Raw genomic sequence first — 17,713 nt, 5'->3', positions numbered from 1 at the left:
CACCCCATGGACCGCTCGACCGCCTCGCACGGCGTCCCGCTTCGCCTGGCCGCCCGGAGGTCGCCATCATGAGTCTCGACGCCGCCACCCGGGCGTTCATGGACAAGCTGGCCGCGACACCATCGAAGCCGCGTCACCTGATGTCGCCGGACGAGGCGCGCACGGCGTTTGCCCGCATCAGCACGATCCTGTCCCCCGGCGCCGACGTGCGCTCCACCATTGCGCTCGACATCCCGGTCGACGGCGGCACGCTCCGCGCGCGACTGTTCGTGCCTGACGGGCGCCCTCAGGCGTTGCTCGTCTACTTCCACGGCGGCGGCTGGGTCGTCGGCGGAATCGACGCGTTCACGCCGCTGTGCCGGGAAATCGCCGCCGGCGCGGGCGTCGCGGTGGCGCTCGTCGAATACCGGAAGGCGCCGGAGCATCCATTCCCCGGGCCGGTACACGACGCCTGGCAGGCCGCGCAATGGCTCGCTTCGCAACGGGTCGCGCTGCTCGGCGCCGAACTGCCGGTATTCGTCGGAGGAGACAGTGCGGGCGCCAACCTCGCGATCGCGGTGACGCTGCTCACCCGCCGTGAAGGATCGATGTCGTTCGCCGGCCAGCTGCTCGTCTATCCCGTGACCGATTGCGTGTTCGACCGGCCTTCGTACGTCGCCGCCGAGAACCAGCTACTGACCACGCGCGACGCGATGATGGGGTACTGGAATCACTACGCGCCAAGCGATGCCGCCCGGCATTCGAGCCTCGCGTCGCCGCTGCGGGAAGCCGACCTGTCCGGCCTGCCGGAAGCAATCGTCGTGACCGCCGAGCACGACGTGTTGCGCGACGAAGGAGAGGCGTATGCGCAGCGTCTCGAACAGGCCGGCGTGCCGGTTCATCACCGTCGCGCACTGGGGCAGATGCACGGCTTTCTGATGATGATTGGCGTGCTGCCCGGCAGCCGCGACGGCCTGGAATTCGTGTGCGAGCGACTCCGCGACCTCGTCGCGCGATCGTCGCGCTGACGCACCGGGCCCGCCTCCGGGCTCGCCCCAGCGTCACGATCGGCGCGATGGTAGTACGATTCGACCAGCAACGCGCCACGGGCCCGCACGCGGCCCGCGATCGAACGAACCGACGGAGACACTCATGCAACCCGGCAGATCCATGCCGACGCACGTCGATGCGAGGTCCGACAACGGCCCGCACGGCGTCGACACCGCGTGGCCGAAGCCGCCGCGCGGCGAACGCGCGCCGAGCAGCACAATGGTGACGCCCCTCGCGCGCGGGCTGTCGATCCTGTCGGTGTTCGGCCCGGAACATGCGTGGCTCGGCAACCTGGAAATCGCTCACGCCACCGGCATTCCGGCGCCGACCGTGCTGCGGCTGCTGCGCTCGCTCGTCGCGCTCGGCTACCTGCATCACGACAAGGCGAGCCGGAAGTATTCGCTGGCCGCCGCTTCGCTGGCGCTCGGCTACGCGGCCGTTTCCGATCCCGACCTGCAGCGGGTCGCCGGCATCGAGATGCGCAAGTTCGCCGAGGCGACCGATACCTGTGTGCTGCTCGGCACGCGCGACCGGTCCGACATCCTGATCCTCGACGTCCAGATCGGCAGCCGCGTCGTGCTCAACCTGCAGTTGCAGCCCGGCATGCGCATGCATATCGCGTATTCGCTGATGGGCTGGTCGCTGCTGGCCGTGCTGCCGGAGTCGGAGCGCAGCTATCTGCTGAGCGAACTCGAGCGGCGGCCCGACGACAACTGGCCGACCATCGGGCGCCGGATGCACGAGAAAATCGCGCAGGTGCGCGAACTCGGCTTCGGCATGCTGCACGGCGAATGGGAAGAGGAACTCGCGTGCGTCGCGGCACCGCTGGTGCTGCCCGATCGCCCGCCGCTGGTGCTCGGCTGTGTCGGCCGCACCGCGCGCCTCGCCCAGGCGCGGATCGAACGGGAACTCGGGCCGCGGCTCGTCGCGATTGCGCAGACGCTGCGCAATCGCGTGCCGCGCCAGGGTTGAGGGCGCGGGAGCACGATGACGAATCCGTCGAATCATGCCGAAACCGCGACGCCCGAGCCCGCGCAGGTCACGCTCACGCTCGACCGCGGCCTTCAGCTGCTGCGCGCGTTTCATGCCGAACGCGCGCCGCTGACCAACGGCGAACTGGCGCAGCGCACCGGGATGTCCCGGTCCGCGGTGTCCCGCCTCACGTCGACGCTGATTCAGCTCGGGTATATCCGCCGCGTCGCGGGCGGCACCCGCTTCGAGCTGGCGACCGGCGTCTTCGGCATCGGGCATGCGTACCTCGAAACCAATCCCGTCACGCGGCTCGCGCAGCCGCTGATGCAGCAACTCGCCGACCGGCTCGACGTGTCCGTCGCACTCGCCACGGCCGATGGCCTCGACATGCTGTACATCGCGCATCGCACAAGTTCGGGCATCGCGACGCTGCGGCTCGGCGTCGGCTCGTTGCTGCCGATGGGCCTCACGGCGATCGGGCGCGCGTGGCTGTGGGGGTTGCCCGACCCTCAGAGGCAGGAATATGTCGCGCGGCTGCTGGAAGCCGCCGGCGCGCAGCGCGATGCAATGCGCGCCGGCATCGACCACGCGTTCGAGGATCTGCGCGAGAACGGCGTGTGCCTGTCGTACGGCGAATTCCAGCGCAATGCGTACGGCATCGCATTGCCGGTCCGCGTCGGCGATACGGCCACGCCGATGTCGCTGAGTTGCGGCGCGATCAAGGCCCATGCCGACATCGACACCATCAGGCAACGCATCGTGCCGGCGCTCAAGCAGGCCGCGCGCGATCTCGAACACGTGCTGCGCGACGTTCGCTACGAACCGTGATCGCACACGCGGCGCACCGGTGCGGTTCGTCGCGCGTCATCCGGGCATGCGCCCGCTGCGCACCTGCGTGCCGCCCTGCTCCGCGACGAACGTCAGGATCGACGTGAAATCGTCCTTGCCTCGCCCTGCTTCATAGGCCGCGTGCCAGACGTCGCGCGCCCGCTCGATCGTCGGCGCCGCGATGTCCAGCAAGCGCGCCGCGTCGAATCCGAGCGACATGTCCTTGTCGATGATCGCGACCGCCGCGCCGTAGTCGAATCGCCCCGCCACGGCCCGGCTCAGCATCTTCGAACACGCGAAGCTCTGCGCCGTTCCGGCGTCGAGCAACCGCATCATCATGTCGGGATCGAGACCGGCCTTCGCGCCCATCGCAAGCCCTTCCGAGCACACGACGAGATTGGTCGCCATGATGATGTTGTTCACGATCTTCATGACCTGCGCCATGCCGGCGCGCTCGCCCATCACGAACACGTCCTTGCCGATCAGCGACAGCAGCGGCGACACCTGCTCGACGAGCGCCGGTGCGCCGGCCGCGAGCATCGCGAGCGTACCGGCACGTGCGGCCGGCGCACCGCCGGAAATCGGCGCATCGACGATGCCGATTCCCTTCTGCGCGAGCGCGTCGCCGATCCGCTCGATCAGGTCCTGACCGATCGTCGACATCTCCACGTAGGTGCGGATCGCCGATCCGTGCACGACGCCGTCCGGCCCCAGACCGACCGCCAGCGACACGTCCCGGTTCGGCAGGCACGCGAACACGATGCCGGCCGCATCGGCGACCGCGCGCGGCGAATCGTGGACGACGGCGCCGCCTTCGATGAACGGCGCGAGCGCCGCCGGCGACGGATCGTACACATGCAGGCGGAACGCGTGCCCGAGCAAGCGCTCGGCCATCGGGCCGCCCATCTGACCGAGGCCCAGAAAGCCGATAGATTGTTCTGTTTCCATTCGCACTCCGAATCCGTTTGTCCATCAAGTCATGACGCGACCGCGCCACGACGCTTTATCGTTCGTCAGCGCGCCATCACGTCGCGGATCCACGCCGCCGCGCGCAGCAACCCTTCCTGAGCGGCCGCACAGGCCGGCCCCATCCGGAAGAAGCCGTGAATCATGTCGTCGTGGCGCCGGAACGTGACCGGCACGCCGGCGTCGAACAGGCGATTGGCATAGGCTTCGCCTTCGTCGCGCAGCGGGTCGAATCCGGCCGTGATCACCAGCGCGCGCGGCAGGCCCGCCAGCGATTTCGCGCGCAGCGGGCACGCATGCGGATGCAGCGCCTCCCGTTCGTTCGCGACATAGTCGTTCCAGAACCGGATCATCGCCGCGCGCGTGAGCGAATAGCCGGACTGGTTCTCGATGTACGAACGGGTCGGCGGCGTGTGATAGTCGGTCACCGGATACACGAGCACCTGCGCGCGCAACGTCGGGCCACCCTCGTCGCGAATCTTCAGCGCGGTCACGGCGGCCAGGTTGCCGCCCGCGCTGTCGCCGGCCACGACGATGCGCGACGGGTCGAACGACAGCGTGTCGGCGTGTTCCGCGATCCAACGCACGGCATCGAAGCAATCGTCGACAGCGGCAGGAAACGGGTGTTCCGGCGCCAGCCGATAATCGACGGCAATCACGGCGGCACCACTTTCCGCGCAGAGATCGCGACACACGTGATCGTGCGTGTCGAGATTGCCGATCACGAAGCCGCCGCCATGAAAGAACACGGTGACGCCGTCGCTTTGCGCAAGCTTCGGCCGGTACAGGCGCGCCGCGAGCACGCGCCCTTCGAGCGGCATGTCGAAATCGACGACCTCGCCGACGACGGTGCGCCGCTCCAGCGGCGGGTACGCGAGGCTGTTCCTGAGCGCGTCGACGGACAGGCTCTCCATCGGCGGTGCGGCTTCGAGGGTCTTCAGGATCGCGGCAATTTGCGGATCGAGCGGCATCGGCATTACTCGTCGGCGGATCGGGAAGCGTCTCGATGCAATCCGGCGCGATCGTCGGCATGCACATGGAGGTCGACACGACGATTCGGCCGTGCGCGAGGGGAACGGGGCATCACTTGTCTCCGTATGGGCGATGGTTTCGCTGCGTGCGTCCGCCCGGCATGCCGATGGGAATCGGCACGATCGGCGGCGCGTCATCAGTTCACGTGCAGCGTGCGGCCATGCCGTCGAGCGGTCAATTCCGGAGCGCGGCGGTTTCCGTACAACGGAATCGGCTATCGCGACCGGTTCGCTTCCGGCACGCGGAACGTTCCAGCAAGAGACGATGCGCCGGCTCCGGACGCGCCGCTACAGTATCGGCACGCACCCTGACATCGCGCCGACAAACCGTGCCGCATCGCGATCGAGCCGCGCCGGCCACTCGATGACCGGCGCACGGCCCGCCCGCGCCGCCGGCACGGCGATGGACGCTATCCGCGGTAGCGCAGCGCGTCGACCACCAGCGAAAACGCGGGGGACGCATGACGGCGGCTCGGGTAGTAGAGGTAGTACGGCTCGTAGGTCTTGCGCCAGCCCGACAGCGCTTCGACCAGTTGCCCCGACGCCAGTTGCTCGGCGACGTACGCATGCGGCAGGTGGGCCAGGCCGAGCCCGCTCAGCGCGGCATCGCGCGCCGACCCGATGCTGTTGCCGACCAGTTGGCCGTCGACCTTCACGCGCTGCTCCTTGCCCGCTTTCGCGAACACCCACGGGAAATACTCGCCGTGCGTCGGCAGGCGAAGGTTGATGCAGAGGTGGTCGGTCAGGTCGCGTGGGAGTTTCGGCGCCGGCCGGCTGGCGAAATACGCCGGCGCCCCGACGACCGACATCGGATGCGGCGGGCTGATCTGCACGGCGATCATGTCCTTGGCCACGAGCCCGCCGCGCCGCACGCCCGCGTCGTAGCGGCCGCTGACGATGTCGGTCAGCCCGTAATCGATATTGAGTTCGACGCGGATGTCGGGGTACGCGGGCAAAAGCCGCGTCACGGCCGGCTGCAGGACATGCTGCACCGCATATTCGTCGGCATTGAGGCGGATCGTCCCGGCGGGCTTGTCGCGCAGGTGGGTAATTTCGTCGAGGCCCGAGTCGATCTCGCCCATCGCCGGGCCGATCAGCTCCAGCAACCGGCTGCCCGCGGCGGTCAGCGAAACGCTGCGCGTGGTGCGCGCGAACAGCTGCAGGCCCAGCCGCGTCTCGAGCGCGCGGATGACCTGGCTGAGCGCCGACTGCGAGATGCCCAGGCGCGCGGCCGCGCGCGTGAAGCTGCCTTCTTCGGCGACCAGCAGGAATGCCGTCAGGTCCTTGAGGTTGTTGCCGTTCATTCAGAAGCTCCACTAATAACTGCATCAAAATTTTTCTGGATTATCACCGAGCCTGTCAAGGTCTAAAGTGTTACTCACCGCGAGCACCAACGGTACGTCCTCCCAGGCAGCATGCCGGCGTTCGGCTCGCTCCCCGGGAAACGTGTCCCGATCCACTCATCGCGCAGGGCCCGACCGGCCACGCGCACACGACAGGACCTCACCATGAAATCCGTGACCTTCAAGAACCGCACGTGGGACGTGGCCGCCGACCTTCGCTTCCCGAAGGACTTCGACGAAACGAAGACCTACCCGGCCATCGTCTGCGCGCACCCGATCAGCAGCTGCAAGGAGCAGACCTCGGGCCGCATCTATGGCGAACAGCTCGCCGAGCAGGGTTTCATCACGCTGGCCTTCGACGCATCGACCCAGGGCGCGAGCGGCGGCGAGCCACGCTTCAGCGAAGATCCGACGCTGCGCGTGGAAGACTTCCGCTGCGCGGTGGACTACCTGGTCACGCTCCCCTTCGTGGACGAGAAGCGCATCGGCGTGCTGGGCGTGTGCGGCGGCGGCGGTTATGCGGTCAATGCAGCGATGACCGAGCGCCGTTTCAAGGCGGTGGGCACGGTGGTCGCAGCCAACTACGGCCGCATCATGCGTGAAGGCGACCTGACGCCGGATTCGGCGCTGAAGGCACTGGACGCGATCGCCAGCCAGCGTACGGCGGAAGCACGCGGCGCCGAACCGCTGCTGACCACCTACATCCCGACCTCCAAGGCGGCGCTCGAGCAGGCCGGCCTGACCAACGTGGACATCGTCGAGGCGGTCGAGTACTACACGACGCCGCGCGGCCAGCAGCCGGGTTCGCCCAACAAGCTGCGTTTCTCGAGCCTCGCGCCGGCAGTCGGCTGGGATGCGTTCCATCTGGCCGAGCACCTGCTGACGCAGCCGCTGCATATCGTCATCGGTGGCGGCGAGCCGGGCGCGTTCGGTTCGTACCGCGACGGCTTCGACCTGTACAACCGCGCGCGTTCGAGCGAGAAGACGCTGCAGATCGTGCCCGGCGCCACCCACTATGACCTGTACGACCAGCCCGCGCCGACCGGCCAGGCGCTGGAGCAACTGGTGCCGTTCTTCAAGAAGCATCTGGGGGCGTAACGCGAGGCGGGCTGCCGGCCGGCGCAACATGCCGGTGGTCGGCCCTGCCCGGACGTGACACGGTGGCCGGCATTTTCCGCCGCACGCTCCCGTGCCGCGATAGCCCGAGCTGACGTACCGAAGAGGCCGGCCACGCAACCCGCGTGGCCGGCCTCTTCGCATTGCGTCACCGCAAGTCGAGTTGCGCCTTGAGAATCGCCTGCGCGCGATTCTTGACGTCCAGCTTCAGGTACACGTTCTTCAGATGAAACTTCACGGTGTTTTCGGAAAGGAACAGCTTCTCCGAAATCTCGCGATTCGATGCGCCGCTGCACAGCAGCCGCAGGATTTCCTGTTCGCGCTGCGACAAGGCGCCGTACCACGCCGCCGTAGGGGAACGTTGTTCCGATGCCTGCGCCGTATGCGGCATCTCCGCGTCGGGCGCCTGGTCGAGCAACGCGACCAGTTCCGCGCCTTCGTCGAGCAGCGCGCGTCGGCAGCCGCCGGCGCTCGCCGTTTCGCGTACGCCCTGCAGCGTTCGCAGCGCGAGCCGCGTATGCCCCTGCCGATGCTGCACCAGTGCCTGCAGCACGTGCAACTTGACCGACAGCAGCGGCCGGGCCGGCGTGATCGCCAGCGCGGCTTTCAGCAACTCGCCGGCCCGGTCGAGTTGCTGCCGGAACAACGCGAGCCGGATCCGTCCCAGCAGCCGCCCGCTCAGCATCTCGGTGATCGGAATCCACACGGGGTCCGACGGCGACGCGTCGTCCGTCACGTGCTGCAGCAGCGCATCGACCCGCGCCGCATCGCCGCTGCGCCCGGCAAAGTAAAGCCGCTCCCACGCGATCATCTCGCGCACTCCCGACCACTGGCTCTGAAAGCTCAGGCGCTCGAGCGTGTCGAGCGTGTCGCGTGCCTGGATCATCCGCCCGCGGGCCGCGTGGATGCGCGCGATCGAGACCATCGACAGCGCGATGAATTCCGGCACCGCCGCCAGCGCGATCTCGTCCTCGAACTGGGTCGCGAGCCGCTCCCCGATGTCGAGCGCATCGGCTTCATAGCACGCCCAGATCCGCGATGCCGCAAGCGCCACCGCCGCCATGCCGCGATTCACGTAGGGCCACGGCCGGGTGCCCGACGTCGCGCGCGGCGCTTCGGTCGCGAGCCTCGGCTGCCCGCTGGTGACCTGCAGGATGCAGCGCAGCGCGAGCGTGTAGCCCTGGCTGAACGCGGCCTGCGCATGATCGTTGTGGCTGTTCGCCAGCACGAGCATGTGGTGGATGTCTTCCTCGTGCCACGTCGCCATCGCGCTGAACGTCAGCAGGTTCGCAGCCGCGCCCAGTTCGAACGCCTCGAAGATGTCGCGCGCCGGCTGATGCAGCACCGGGATGTTCGCGAGACGCGCGGCGCCGCGCAGGTCGTTGTTGAACATCGTCGCCATCGCCAGCACGACGTCCGGATTGTGCGTGGCGCCATCCTGTTCGCGAGCGCGCGTCTCGTCGAGATACGAGAGAAGCGGATGCGTCGGGCTCCCGCGACGCAGGAACACGAGCGCCCACGCGACCTTGATCGCGAGACTCCGGTTGCCGAGCACCTCGTTCAACGGCAGCCGGTCGAACCAGTACGCCACCGTGGCGAGCTCCGCGCCCGCGATCAGTCGCGACGCCCATTCGTCGAGCGTGCGCACCGCAAGCGCGTACTCGCGCGCCTCGACCGCGTGATACATCGCTTCCTCGGGCACGCCATGCCGCACGTACCAGTGCGCCGCGCGCCGGTGCACGTCGAGCACGCCATCGGGATCGTCCTGGCCGAGACGCTCGGACAGGAAACGCGCAAACAGGCTGTGATACCTGTACCAGCCAGGATTGCCGTCGAGCGCCTCGAGAAACAGGCCGTCCTGCTCCAGTCGCTGCAGCACCGCGTCTGCGTGATGCGCGCCGGTCACCTCCGCGCACAGCGATCCGTTCAGGCGCCGCAGCAACGATGTTTTCAGCAGGAACACCTGCGCGTCCGGCGGCTGCAGCGACAGCGTGTTTTCCGACAGGTAACGCACCAGCTCAAGCGGCCCGCAATCGCGCATCTCGTCGACCGTGTGCCACGGATTGCCGCGCGCAAGCGCAAGCTTGAACAGCTGCAACCCGGCCGGCCAGCCTTCGGTGCGCGCCTGCACGAACGACGCGATCTCCGCGTCGAGCGCCTCGTCGTCCGACGCAGTCATGAACTCGACCGACTCCGCCGGCGAGAAACGCAGGTCCTCCATCCGCAGCACCAGCGCCTCCTCGGCGACCAGCAGCGTGCTCACGCCGATGTCCGGCAAATTGCGCGACCCGATATAGATTCGGCAGCGGCCCGGCAGCGCGCGCAACAGGTCGCGCAGGAACCGCAGGATCGCGGGATCGCGAATCCACTGGAGATCGTCGATGCACAAGCCGATCGGGCCGGGAATCTGCCCGAATCGATCGAGCACCCAGTCGATCATGTTGTCGGTTGTCGCCGGCGACTGCTCGGGCGCGGGGCCGCCCGCGTCCGCCACCATCTGCGTGACCAGCGCGATGAAGTACGTTTCGAAGCGGCGCGGATCGTTGTCGTTCTCGTCGAGCGTCAGCCACCCGATCGTCCAGCGCTTCGCGGTGCCGATCTCCATGATCTGCCGAAGCAGCGTGGATTTGCCGCTGCCGAGCGGCGCGTGCAGGATCACGACGTGCGGCACGCCGAGCCGCGTCACGCGTTCGAGCAACGCGTGTCGCACGATCGCGCCGCGTCGTGCGGCGGGTGGTGAAAACTTGTGCTCGCGCAGGTCCACGCCGTCATGACGCACGCTGCGCTGGATCGCATTTCGGGAAACGGTCACGATCATCCGGGTGAGGGGTCGGGTCGCTCATCCTGCCGCATTCACGCGGCAGCTTCAAGCCGTGGCATCGCCTTCGGGTACCGCACCGGCATCCGGCAGCGGCGGCGTCCACCCGCCCACCCGGGAAAACGCGGAGAACGCCGCGAACGGATTGCAGCAGTAAGGCCGCAGGCACGCCGCCGGTTCGTGCGCTGCGGGGTCGTCGTCGCCGGCCGCCGCGGCCGCTTCGGGACGCGAGGCAGTCGCGTTCATCTCGGCACCTCGGCGGCAAACGCGACGTAGGCATCGAGCGCGGCCGGATTGGCCATCGCGTCGCGGCTCGCCGCCTGCTCGACCGGACGCCCCATCAGGATCTTGCGCACCGGCACCTCCATTTTCTTGCCCGTCAGCGTGTACGGTATCTGCTCCATCGCGACCATCGTGTCCGGCACGTGGCGTGGGCTGCATAGCGTGCGCAGCCGCTCGGCGATGCGCGCACGCAGCGTGTCATCGAGCGTTTCGCCATTGCGCAGCCGCACGAACAGCGGCATGAAGAAACCGCCGCCCGGCAACTCGCAGCACACGACCAGGCTGTCGGCCACCTCGTCGATCTCCTCGACGACGCGATAGATCTCCGCCGAGCCGATTCGCACACCGTATCGATTCAGCGTCGAATCGGCGCGCCCGTAGATGTAGCAGCCGCCGTCGCGCGTGATTCGCATGAAGTCGCCGTGCCGCCATACGCCGGGGAAGGTTTCGAAGTACGACTCGCGATAGCGCGCGCCGCCGTCGTCGTTCCAGAAGAAGATCGGCATCGACGGGGCCGGCTGCGTGACGACGAGCTCGCCCACTTCGTCGACGACCGGCTGCCCGTCGTCGTTCCACACGTCGACCGCCATGCCGAGCATGCGCGCCTGGATCTCTCCCGCGTGGACCGGCAGCGATGGCACCGCGCCCACCAGCCCGCTGCACAGCTCGGTGCCGCCCGATTGCGACGTGACCCACAAGTCCTGCTTCACGTTGCGGTAGAACCATGCGAACGTCTCGGGCGTGCTCGGCGCACCGGAGAGCAGCACGCTCCTGAGCGCCGACAGGTCGAACTGCCGCCCGGGCTCGATACCCGACTTTTCCATCATCTGCACGAAGGTCGGACTGCCGCCGAAGCAGGTCGCGCCGGCGTCGGCCGCGAGCCGCCACAGACACTCGGGGCCGCCGTGCATCGGGCTGCCGTCGTAGAGCACGGCGGATGCGCCGGTCAGCAGCGAGGCGACCAGCAGATTCCACATCATCCAGCCGGTCGTGCTGTAGAAGAACATCACGTCGCCCGGGTGCAGGTCCACATGCAGATGCATCAACTTCAGGTGCTCGGCCAGGATGCCCGCATGACCATGCACGATCGCCTTCGGCAAGCCCGTGGTGCCCGACGAGAACACGATCCACAGCGGATGATCGGCGCCGACCCGCTCGAAGCGGAACGTATCGGCCGGCACGTCGGGGCCGGCGAGCAACGCATCCCATGCGTGCACCGCGCACGGCAGCGACGTCGCATCGGCCGGCATCGCATCCGCCACGTTCGGCAGCCAGACGAGCGTCTGCAGCGACGGCAGCGCCCGCGCGATTTCGGCGACCTCGCGCCGGCGATCGAATACCTTGCCGCCGAAGTGGTAGCCGTCAGCGGCGATCAGCACCTTCGGCGCGATCTGCTGGAAGCGGTCGACGACCGTGCGCACGCCGAAGTCGATCGCAGCCGACGACCATATCGCGCCGATGGCGGTCGTCGCGAGCATCGCGACCGCGCACTCGGGCACGTTCGGCAGATACGCGACAACACGATCGCCCGGCACCACACCGAGGTCGCGCAGGCGCGTCGCGACGCGCCGCACCTGGCTCGCAAGCTCGGCAAGCGACATCGTCTGCAGCGGTCGCGTTTCGGAAGCGTAATGAAAGGCCGGCGCCGCACCCGCATGCGCAGCGTTCTGCAGCACATGCTCCGCGTAGTTCACGCGCGCATCCGGAAACCAGCGCGTATGCGGCATCGGCGCGCCGTCCGTCACGCGTCGCGCCGAGCCGTCGTACTGCACGCCGTACCATTGCCAGATCGACGCCCAGAACGCATCGGGCTCGCGCACCGACCAGCGCCATAGCGCGTCGTAGTCCGCGAATGCCAGATCGCGATCGGTCGCGAGCCAGTCGAGATAGCGGGCAAGATGGGAGCCGCGCACGGACGTCTCGCCGGGCGTCCACAGCAGTTCGCCTTCGTTCACCATGTCAATCGCCTTTCATGTAAGAGCGCGAGCCGTTCGAGAACGGTCTCCGGATGTGCCGCAGCGGGAATCTCGGCCACGTCGAACGACTTGGGTTCCGGTGCCGGCAGCGCACCGTCTTGCCAGAACGCGTCCGGCACGACGATACCGGCCGTGCCGGGCCCGCATCGCGTCGGCGCGATCGTGAAATCCGGGCCCTGGCCGTCGGCCAGCGTCACGGCCGCCGGCCATTGCATGCCCCAGTCCCAGCCGTAATGCGTCGCGACGTTCGCGACGGGTTGATACAGTTCGAGCCACAGCGCGGTTTCGTCGGCCTCCCAGGTACGCGACTCGTGCAGCAGTACCGCATCGACGCCCGCCGTCGCGAACGCCCGCAGGAAATCCGCGATGCTCGACGCCGCCGCATCGGCGGCATCCTCGTCGACCTCGCCGTGCGGCGAACCGCCAGCCGAAGCAAGCGCCCGAGCCGCCCAGTCGCGTGGAGACGGCAGCACGAGTGCGAAGATCGCCTCGGGCAACGCCGCGCGCAACGCGCTCGCCAGCGCGGCCGCCTGCTCGCGCAGCGGCGTGCTCGCGAGACAGGCCTTCAGCGGCAGATGCGCGCGCTTCGTGTTCGCAGCCATTGCGTCCCGCAATGCCGTGTCGCGCGCCACCCATGCGGCGGCAAGCTCCGCCAGCGGCAACGTGAGCACGTCCGATCCGAGCAAGCCGTGCGCCTGGCGTGCCCACGCGACGCACGCGGCACTGTCGAGCCACGGCGCGCTGCCGCCCGCGAGCAACGGCACGCTGTAGCCAGCGTGATTCAGCCAGAGCGGCCGGCGTACCCGAGCGGTATCGATGAGTCGAGACATGATGCCTTCCAGTTCAGCATGAGGCCGGGTGGCCGTCAATCACGCAACCGCCGCCCGTCCTGCAGGAAAAAAGCGTTCGGCGCGGCGGCTCTCGCCCGCCGCGCCTCGGCCGTGGCGCCGGCTTATGCCTGCGCCGCCTTGTCGGCCAGCTGCGCCTCCAGCTCCGCGATGCGGACATCCTTCGGATCGAGCATGAAGGCGCCCTGGATCGCGTCCGCCGGCATCCTGACGCGCTGGCCCAGCGTCGTCGCGTAGATCTCGGTGCGGTCGTTCCAGCTGCCGAAGTACGGCAGCGTCGCCGGCGGCTCCGGTGTCACCCAGGCGTCGCAGAACGCGTCGAACGGCTTGCCGCGCGCAATCCGTGCGAGCCGTTCGGCCGCCCGCGCTTCCGCCGTCGCCTCGACATCGACGACGAGCGTCTCCTCGTCGTAGACGACCTTGTAGATGTCGCGCGCGTTCTCGTGCGACATCAGCTCCTCGCGCAAGTCCTTCATCACGAGCGCCGGATCGCGTTCGAGCACGTCGCCATAGCCGCCACCCGAGCCCTGGCAGATCATGTAGATCTCGCCCTCGTTGCAGATCTCGAACGTCATGCCCATGTCGTGGCTGCTGTACTGCGCGCCCGGAATCGGCCGCTTGTTCATCAGCTCGACGATGTCGAACGTGTCGACGGCCTTCGGGTTCTCCTCGAGCACCTTGAAGATGTTGATGCCCTTGATCTTCATCAGCTGGTAGCTCGGGCACGAATAGCCGCCGAACAGCCCCTGCGCCGACGGAAACTTCGAGCCCTCGCAGCCGGTCATGAAGCCCCACAGCCCGGAACCGCGCGCGGTCGCGATCTGCTCGTAGCCCATCCCGCCGCGATACTTGCCCCAGCCGATCCGGTCCTTCGCGAGCCGCTGCGCACCGAGGCGGATGATCGGCGTGTCCTCTTCCGCGATCTCGTGCTCGCCGGTGTCGCACATGAAACCGAACACGGGCGAGATCGAATGCTCGCCGTCCGCGTGGCTGCGCGCGCCCTGCCCGTTGCCGTTGATGTCCGCGCAGAAGTTGCCGGTCACGTCGCCGTGCTGCGTCAGGCCGCCGTAGATGAACGTCGCCGCCTGGTCGTATTGCGACGCGATCACCGCCGAGTAGCGATGCGGCAGGCTGTAGCTCAGCTTGTTCATCGGAATCGTCCACACGACGCAGCCCTTGAACAGCGGCATCAGGCTCATCGCCTGCGGCATCTCGCCTTCCGCATCGAGGATCGAGTTGCGATCGGTGATGATCTCGATCGGCGACAGCACGGCCATCGTATGCGGCAGGTCGGGCCAGATGTTCTGCAGCAGGCCCGTGCACAGCGCCGCCTTGAACGACGCGATGTTGGTATTGACCGAACGGTTCATGAACTGCGGTGCCGAGCCGCGGAAATCCATCACCATCCGGTCGCCCTTCACGGTGATCGCACACGAGATCTTCTGCAGCGCGTTTTCGCGCAGGCTCGAATCCATGAACTGCAGCACGCGCGTCGTGCCGTCGGGCAACTCGCGAATGCGGCGGCGCATCTCCGTTTCGACGTCTTCCAGGTGCGTGCGCAACGTGCCGATCAGCGCGTCACGCCCATACTGGTCGAGCAGCGCGATGATCCGCTCGCGCAGGCGCAGCACCGCGTGCAGCTTCACCTTCATGTCCTCGAGCTGCAGGCGCGGGTCGCGCACCGAGTTCTGCAGGAACGTGACGAGGTCGCGCTTCAGCTCGAAGTTCTCGACGATCTTGAACGGCGGCATCTTGATGCCTTCGTCGTACTTGCTCTCGGCCTTGGCCGGCAGCCCGCCCGGCTCGGTCGAGCCGTTCTCGCCCTCGTGGATCGTCGACGACAGCCAGCACACGAGTTCGCCCTTGTAGAACAGCGGCATCATCATCGACTGGTCGGTGTTGTGGATGCCGCCGTAGCGCGCGTCGTTGTGGATGAAGCCGTCGCCGTCCTTCACGCCGACCGTCGGGTCGTTCACCCAGTTCTTGATGATGAAGCGGATCGGATAGAAGCAGCACGCGGCGAACGCGATGATCCCGTGCGGCGCGATCATCGACAGGTCGCCCTGCGCGGTGTAGATCGCGGTGACGAGGTCGCCCCACTTCGCGCCCGGCGCCGCGCCCATCTGGTTCACCATCGTGAACGCTTCGGACAGCGCCGAGTTGATCAGCCCGCGCACATGGTGAACCTGGTGCGGGTCGACGCCGCGCTCCAGCACTTCGTTCTCCAGCTTCGAGCGCGGCAGGATGCTGTGATTGCGCATGATCTCGGGATCGGGGCCGAGAAACAGCGTGTTGTCGGCGATGAACTTGTCGAGCAGCGCCCGGTCTTCCGCATTGATGTCGTTTTGCATGTCGATCTCCTTGCTTACTTGCGCAGGAACCACGCGCCGCCCTGGGCCGTCGCCTGATAGATCCAGCCCGGCTCGACGAGGAACGTCGTCGCGCGGGTCGTGATGACGGCTGGCCCTTCGATCTGCGTGCGCTCGGCACGGGCGCGGTCGTCGTAGATGGCGGTGCGTTGCGGGCCGTCGTGCCCGACGAAGTGGCATTCGCGGTAGCCGACCGGCTCCGGCGGCGGCAGCGGGCTGTCGCTGACCGCGAGCTTCGCGAACTTCACCGACGGCTGTTCGACGTACGCGCAAACACGCAGCGTGTTGATCCGCACGCCGGTTTCCGGGCTTTGCGAGCCGTCCCCGAAGCGCGAGCCGTAACTCTCGTGGAACAGCTCCATCAGCGTCAGCACGTCGCGCTGCGTCTTCAGGCGCGAGATCGGCGTGACGACCGCCGTCTGCACGCGCTGGTTGCCGTAACGCATGTCGAGTTCGAGCCGGTAGCGGATCTGCGACGGGTCCATCCCCTGCCGCTCCAGATCCTCGCGCCCGCGCCGCTCGAGCTCCTCGACGCCGCGGTTGAACGTGTCGAAATCCAGGAAGAACGATTTCGTGTTCGGGTTGAACAGCACCGTCCACGTGTTCATTTCGTGGATATGCATCTGGTTCACCGTCCCCGCCCCGCACGCGGAGAACGTCGACGAATACGGCGGCGCCAGCACTTTCGCGACCCCGAGCGCGGACGCGATCCCGCACGCATGCAGCGGCCCGTTGCCGCCGTATGCGAGCACCGTGAATTCCTTCGGCTCGAAGCCGCGCGTGCGCAATTCGGTGGCGATGCCGTTCGCCATCGACGCGTCGACCTGCTTCTTGATCAGCTTGGCGGTTTCGATCACGTCGAGATCGAGCACGTCGCACAGGTCGTCCTGCATCGCCTGCTTCGCGCGACGCGGATTCAGCGGAATGCGGCCGTTCGCGTAGTTCTTCGGATCGAGATAGCCGAGCAGCAGGTCCGCGTCGGTGACGGTCGGATGCTGGCCGCCGCGGTCGTAACACGCGGGCCCCGGATCGGAGCCGGCCGACTGCGGGCCGATCTCGACCGTCTTGTACATCCGCTCGTAGCGCGCGATCGAGCCGCCGCCCGCGCCCAGCGCGACGAGGTGCACCATCGGCACGCTGACGAGCCAGCGATCGATCACCGGGTTGAAGTCGTAGAACTTCTGCCCGCCCTGCACGACGATCCCGATGTCGAAGCTCGTGCCGCCCATGTCGGTCGCGACGACGTTGCCCAGTTCGGCGGCCGCCGCCAGGTACTCGCTCGCGGCGATGCCCGACACCGGCCCCGAGTGGACGGTCTGCAGCGCATCGGTCGAGTTGAGTTGCGCCATCCCGCCCGAGTTGTGATTGACGAGCATCGGCTTCGTATAGCCCTGCTGGCGCAGGTTCAGCTCCAGCGTGCCGAGCCCGTGGTACATGATCTGATGCAGGAACGCGTCGATGATCGACGACGTCGCGCGCGAATACTCGCCCTTGCGGCCGACCACCTGGTGCGACAACAGCATCGGGATCGCGCCGAGCATGTGCGCCGGGTACTCCTCGAGGAAGATCTCGCGCACGCGCAGTTCGTGCACCGGGTTCACGACGCTGTTCGTGAACATCACGACGAGTGCCTGCGCACCGGCGTCGACGAGCTCGCGGATGCGCAAGCGCACATCGTCCTCGTCGAGTGTCCAGAACACCTGGCCAACGTAGTCGACACGCTCGCGGATCTCGCGGATCAGCGGAATCGCCACGAGTGGCTCCGGGCGTGCCGCATTCGGAATGTCCATCTGCTCGTGTTCGGACAGCCCTTCCCCGTAGCCGCGGGCCCGCGACAGCGGCACCGTGTGCTTGAAGCCCGTCGTGACGAGCAGGCCGACGCGCGGGCCCTTGCGCTCGATCAGCGCGTTGGTGCCGAGCGTCGTCGCGTAGCGCACCGAATCGACTTCGGACAGCAGCTGGGTCGGCGTCAGTTCGAGCTGGCGGCATGCGTCGGCCAGCGAATCGTTGAAACCGACCGCCAGATTGTGGTGCGTCGTGAGCGACTTGCCTTCGACGCAATGATCGCCCCATGCCACGAAGCAATCGGTGAAGGTGCCGCCAATGTCGACGGAAACACGTTTCATGATCGAATC

At 67.6% G+C, this 17,713-nt stretch carries 13 protein-coding genes; 4 read left to right on the top strand and 9 right to left on the bottom strand.

The window, feature by feature from the left end; all coding sequences use genetic code 11:
• Window positions 1-68 precede the first annotated feature (68 nt).
• The 3 genes from BCEP18194_RS28865 to BCEP18194_RS28855 all read left to right on the top strand — a co-directional run bounded on the left by BCEP18194_RS28865 (window position 69) and on the right by BCEP18194_RS28855 (window position 2,829).
• Window positions 69-1,007: an alpha/beta hydrolase gene (locus BCEP18194_RS28865; RefSeq protein WP_011354822.1), complete on the top strand. Its 939-nt coding sequence runs from the start codon at window positions 69-71 to the stop codon at window positions 1,005-1,007.
• Between the two features lie 124 nt (window positions 1,008-1,131).
• Window positions 1,132-2,001: an IclR family transcriptional regulator gene (locus BCEP18194_RS28860; protein ID WP_011354821.1), complete on the top strand. Its 870-nt coding sequence runs from the start codon at window positions 1,132-1,134 to the stop codon at window positions 1,999-2,001.
• Between the two features lie 15 nt (window positions 2,002-2,016).
• Entirely contained in the window at window positions 2,017-2,829 is an 813-nt protein-coding gene (locus BCEP18194_RS28855; protein ID WP_011354820.1) for an IclR family transcriptional regulator, read from the top strand.
• Window positions 2,830-2,865: 36 nt separating this feature from the next.
• Here the strand turns inward: BCEP18194_RS28855 and BCEP18194_RS28850 are convergent, their stop codons facing one another.
• The 3 genes from BCEP18194_RS28850 to BCEP18194_RS28840 all read right to left on the bottom strand — a co-directional run bounded on the left by BCEP18194_RS28850 (window position 2,866) and on the right by BCEP18194_RS28840 (window position 6,130).
• Window positions 2,866-3,777, bottom strand: coding sequence for an NAD(P)-dependent oxidoreductase (locus tag BCEP18194_RS28850; RefSeq protein WP_011354819.1), 912 nt, complete (start codon window positions 3,775-3,777; stop codon window positions 2,866-2,868).
• Window positions 3,778-3,842: 65 nt separating this feature from the next.
• Window positions 3,843-4,766 carry an alpha/beta hydrolase gene (locus tag BCEP18194_RS28845; RefSeq protein ID WP_041493536.1) on the bottom strand — a complete coding sequence of 308 codons (924 nt, stop codon included), beginning with the start codon at window positions 4,764-4,766 and terminating at the stop codon, window positions 3,843-3,845.
• Between the two features lie 470 nt (window positions 4,767-5,236).
• A complete protein-coding gene (locus BCEP18194_RS28840) occupies window positions 5,237-6,130 on the bottom strand; it encodes a LysR family transcriptional regulator (RefSeq protein WP_011354817.1) in 894 nt (297 codons plus the stop codon).
• A 111-nt stretch (window positions 6,131-6,241) separates the two neighbouring features.
• Here BCEP18194_RS28840 and BCEP18194_RS28835 point away from each other — a divergent pair, with 111 nt between their 5' ends.
• Entirely contained in the window at window positions 6,242-7,267 is a 1,026-nt protein-coding gene (locus tag BCEP18194_RS28835) for an alpha/beta hydrolase (protein ID WP_157687293.1), read from the top strand.
• Between the two features lie 166 nt (window positions 7,268-7,433).
• Here the strand turns inward: BCEP18194_RS28835 and BCEP18194_RS28830 are convergent, their stop codons facing one another.
• The 6 genes from BCEP18194_RS28830 to BCEP18194_RS28805 form a co-directional block, all read right to left on the bottom strand.
• Entirely contained in the window at window positions 7,434-10,103 is a 2,670-nt protein-coding gene (locus BCEP18194_RS28830; protein ID WP_011354815.1) for a LuxR C-terminal-related transcriptional regulator, read from the bottom strand.
• A gap of 48 nt (window positions 10,104-10,151) precedes the next feature.
• Window positions 10,152-10,349 (bottom strand): hypothetical protein, encoded by a 198-nt coding sequence (locus BCEP18194_RS28825; RefSeq protein ID WP_041493258.1) that lies wholly within the window; start codon window positions 10,347-10,349, stop codon window positions 10,152-10,154.
• Entirely contained in the window at window positions 10,346-12,343 is a 1,998-nt protein-coding gene (locus tag BCEP18194_RS28820) for an acetoacetate--CoA ligase (protein ID WP_011354814.1), read from the bottom strand. The genes BCEP18194_RS28825 and BCEP18194_RS28820 overlap by 4 nt, the downstream gene beginning before the upstream one ends.
• Window positions 12,337-13,191: a hypothetical protein gene (locus BCEP18194_RS28815; RefSeq protein WP_011354813.1), complete on the bottom strand. Its 855-nt coding sequence runs from the start codon at window positions 13,189-13,191 to the stop codon at window positions 12,337-12,339. The genes BCEP18194_RS28820 and BCEP18194_RS28815 overlap by 7 nt, the downstream gene beginning before the upstream one ends.
• Window positions 13,192-13,313: 122 nt before the next feature.
• Window positions 13,314-15,560: a hydantoinase B/oxoprolinase family protein gene (locus BCEP18194_RS28810; RefSeq protein WP_011354812.1), complete on the bottom strand. Its 2,247-nt coding sequence runs from the start codon at window positions 15,558-15,560 to the stop codon at window positions 13,314-13,316.
• A 14-nt stretch (window positions 15,561-15,574) separates the two neighbouring features.
• Complete coding sequence (locus tag BCEP18194_RS28805; protein WP_041493257.1) at window positions 15,575-17,704, bottom strand: hydantoinase/oxoprolinase family protein; 2,130 nt, start codon at window positions 17,702-17,704, stop codon at window positions 15,575-15,577.
• Window positions 17,705-17,713 lie beyond the last annotated feature (9 nt).

Source organism: Burkholderia lata (genome assembly GCF_000012945.1).
GTDB classification, from domain to species: Bacteria; Pseudomonadota; Gammaproteobacteria; order Burkholderiales; family Burkholderiaceae; genus Burkholderia; species Burkholderia lata.
The sequence above is the reverse complement of the archived record's forward strand: the minus strand, read 5'-3'. Positions and strand labels throughout refer to the sequence as shown.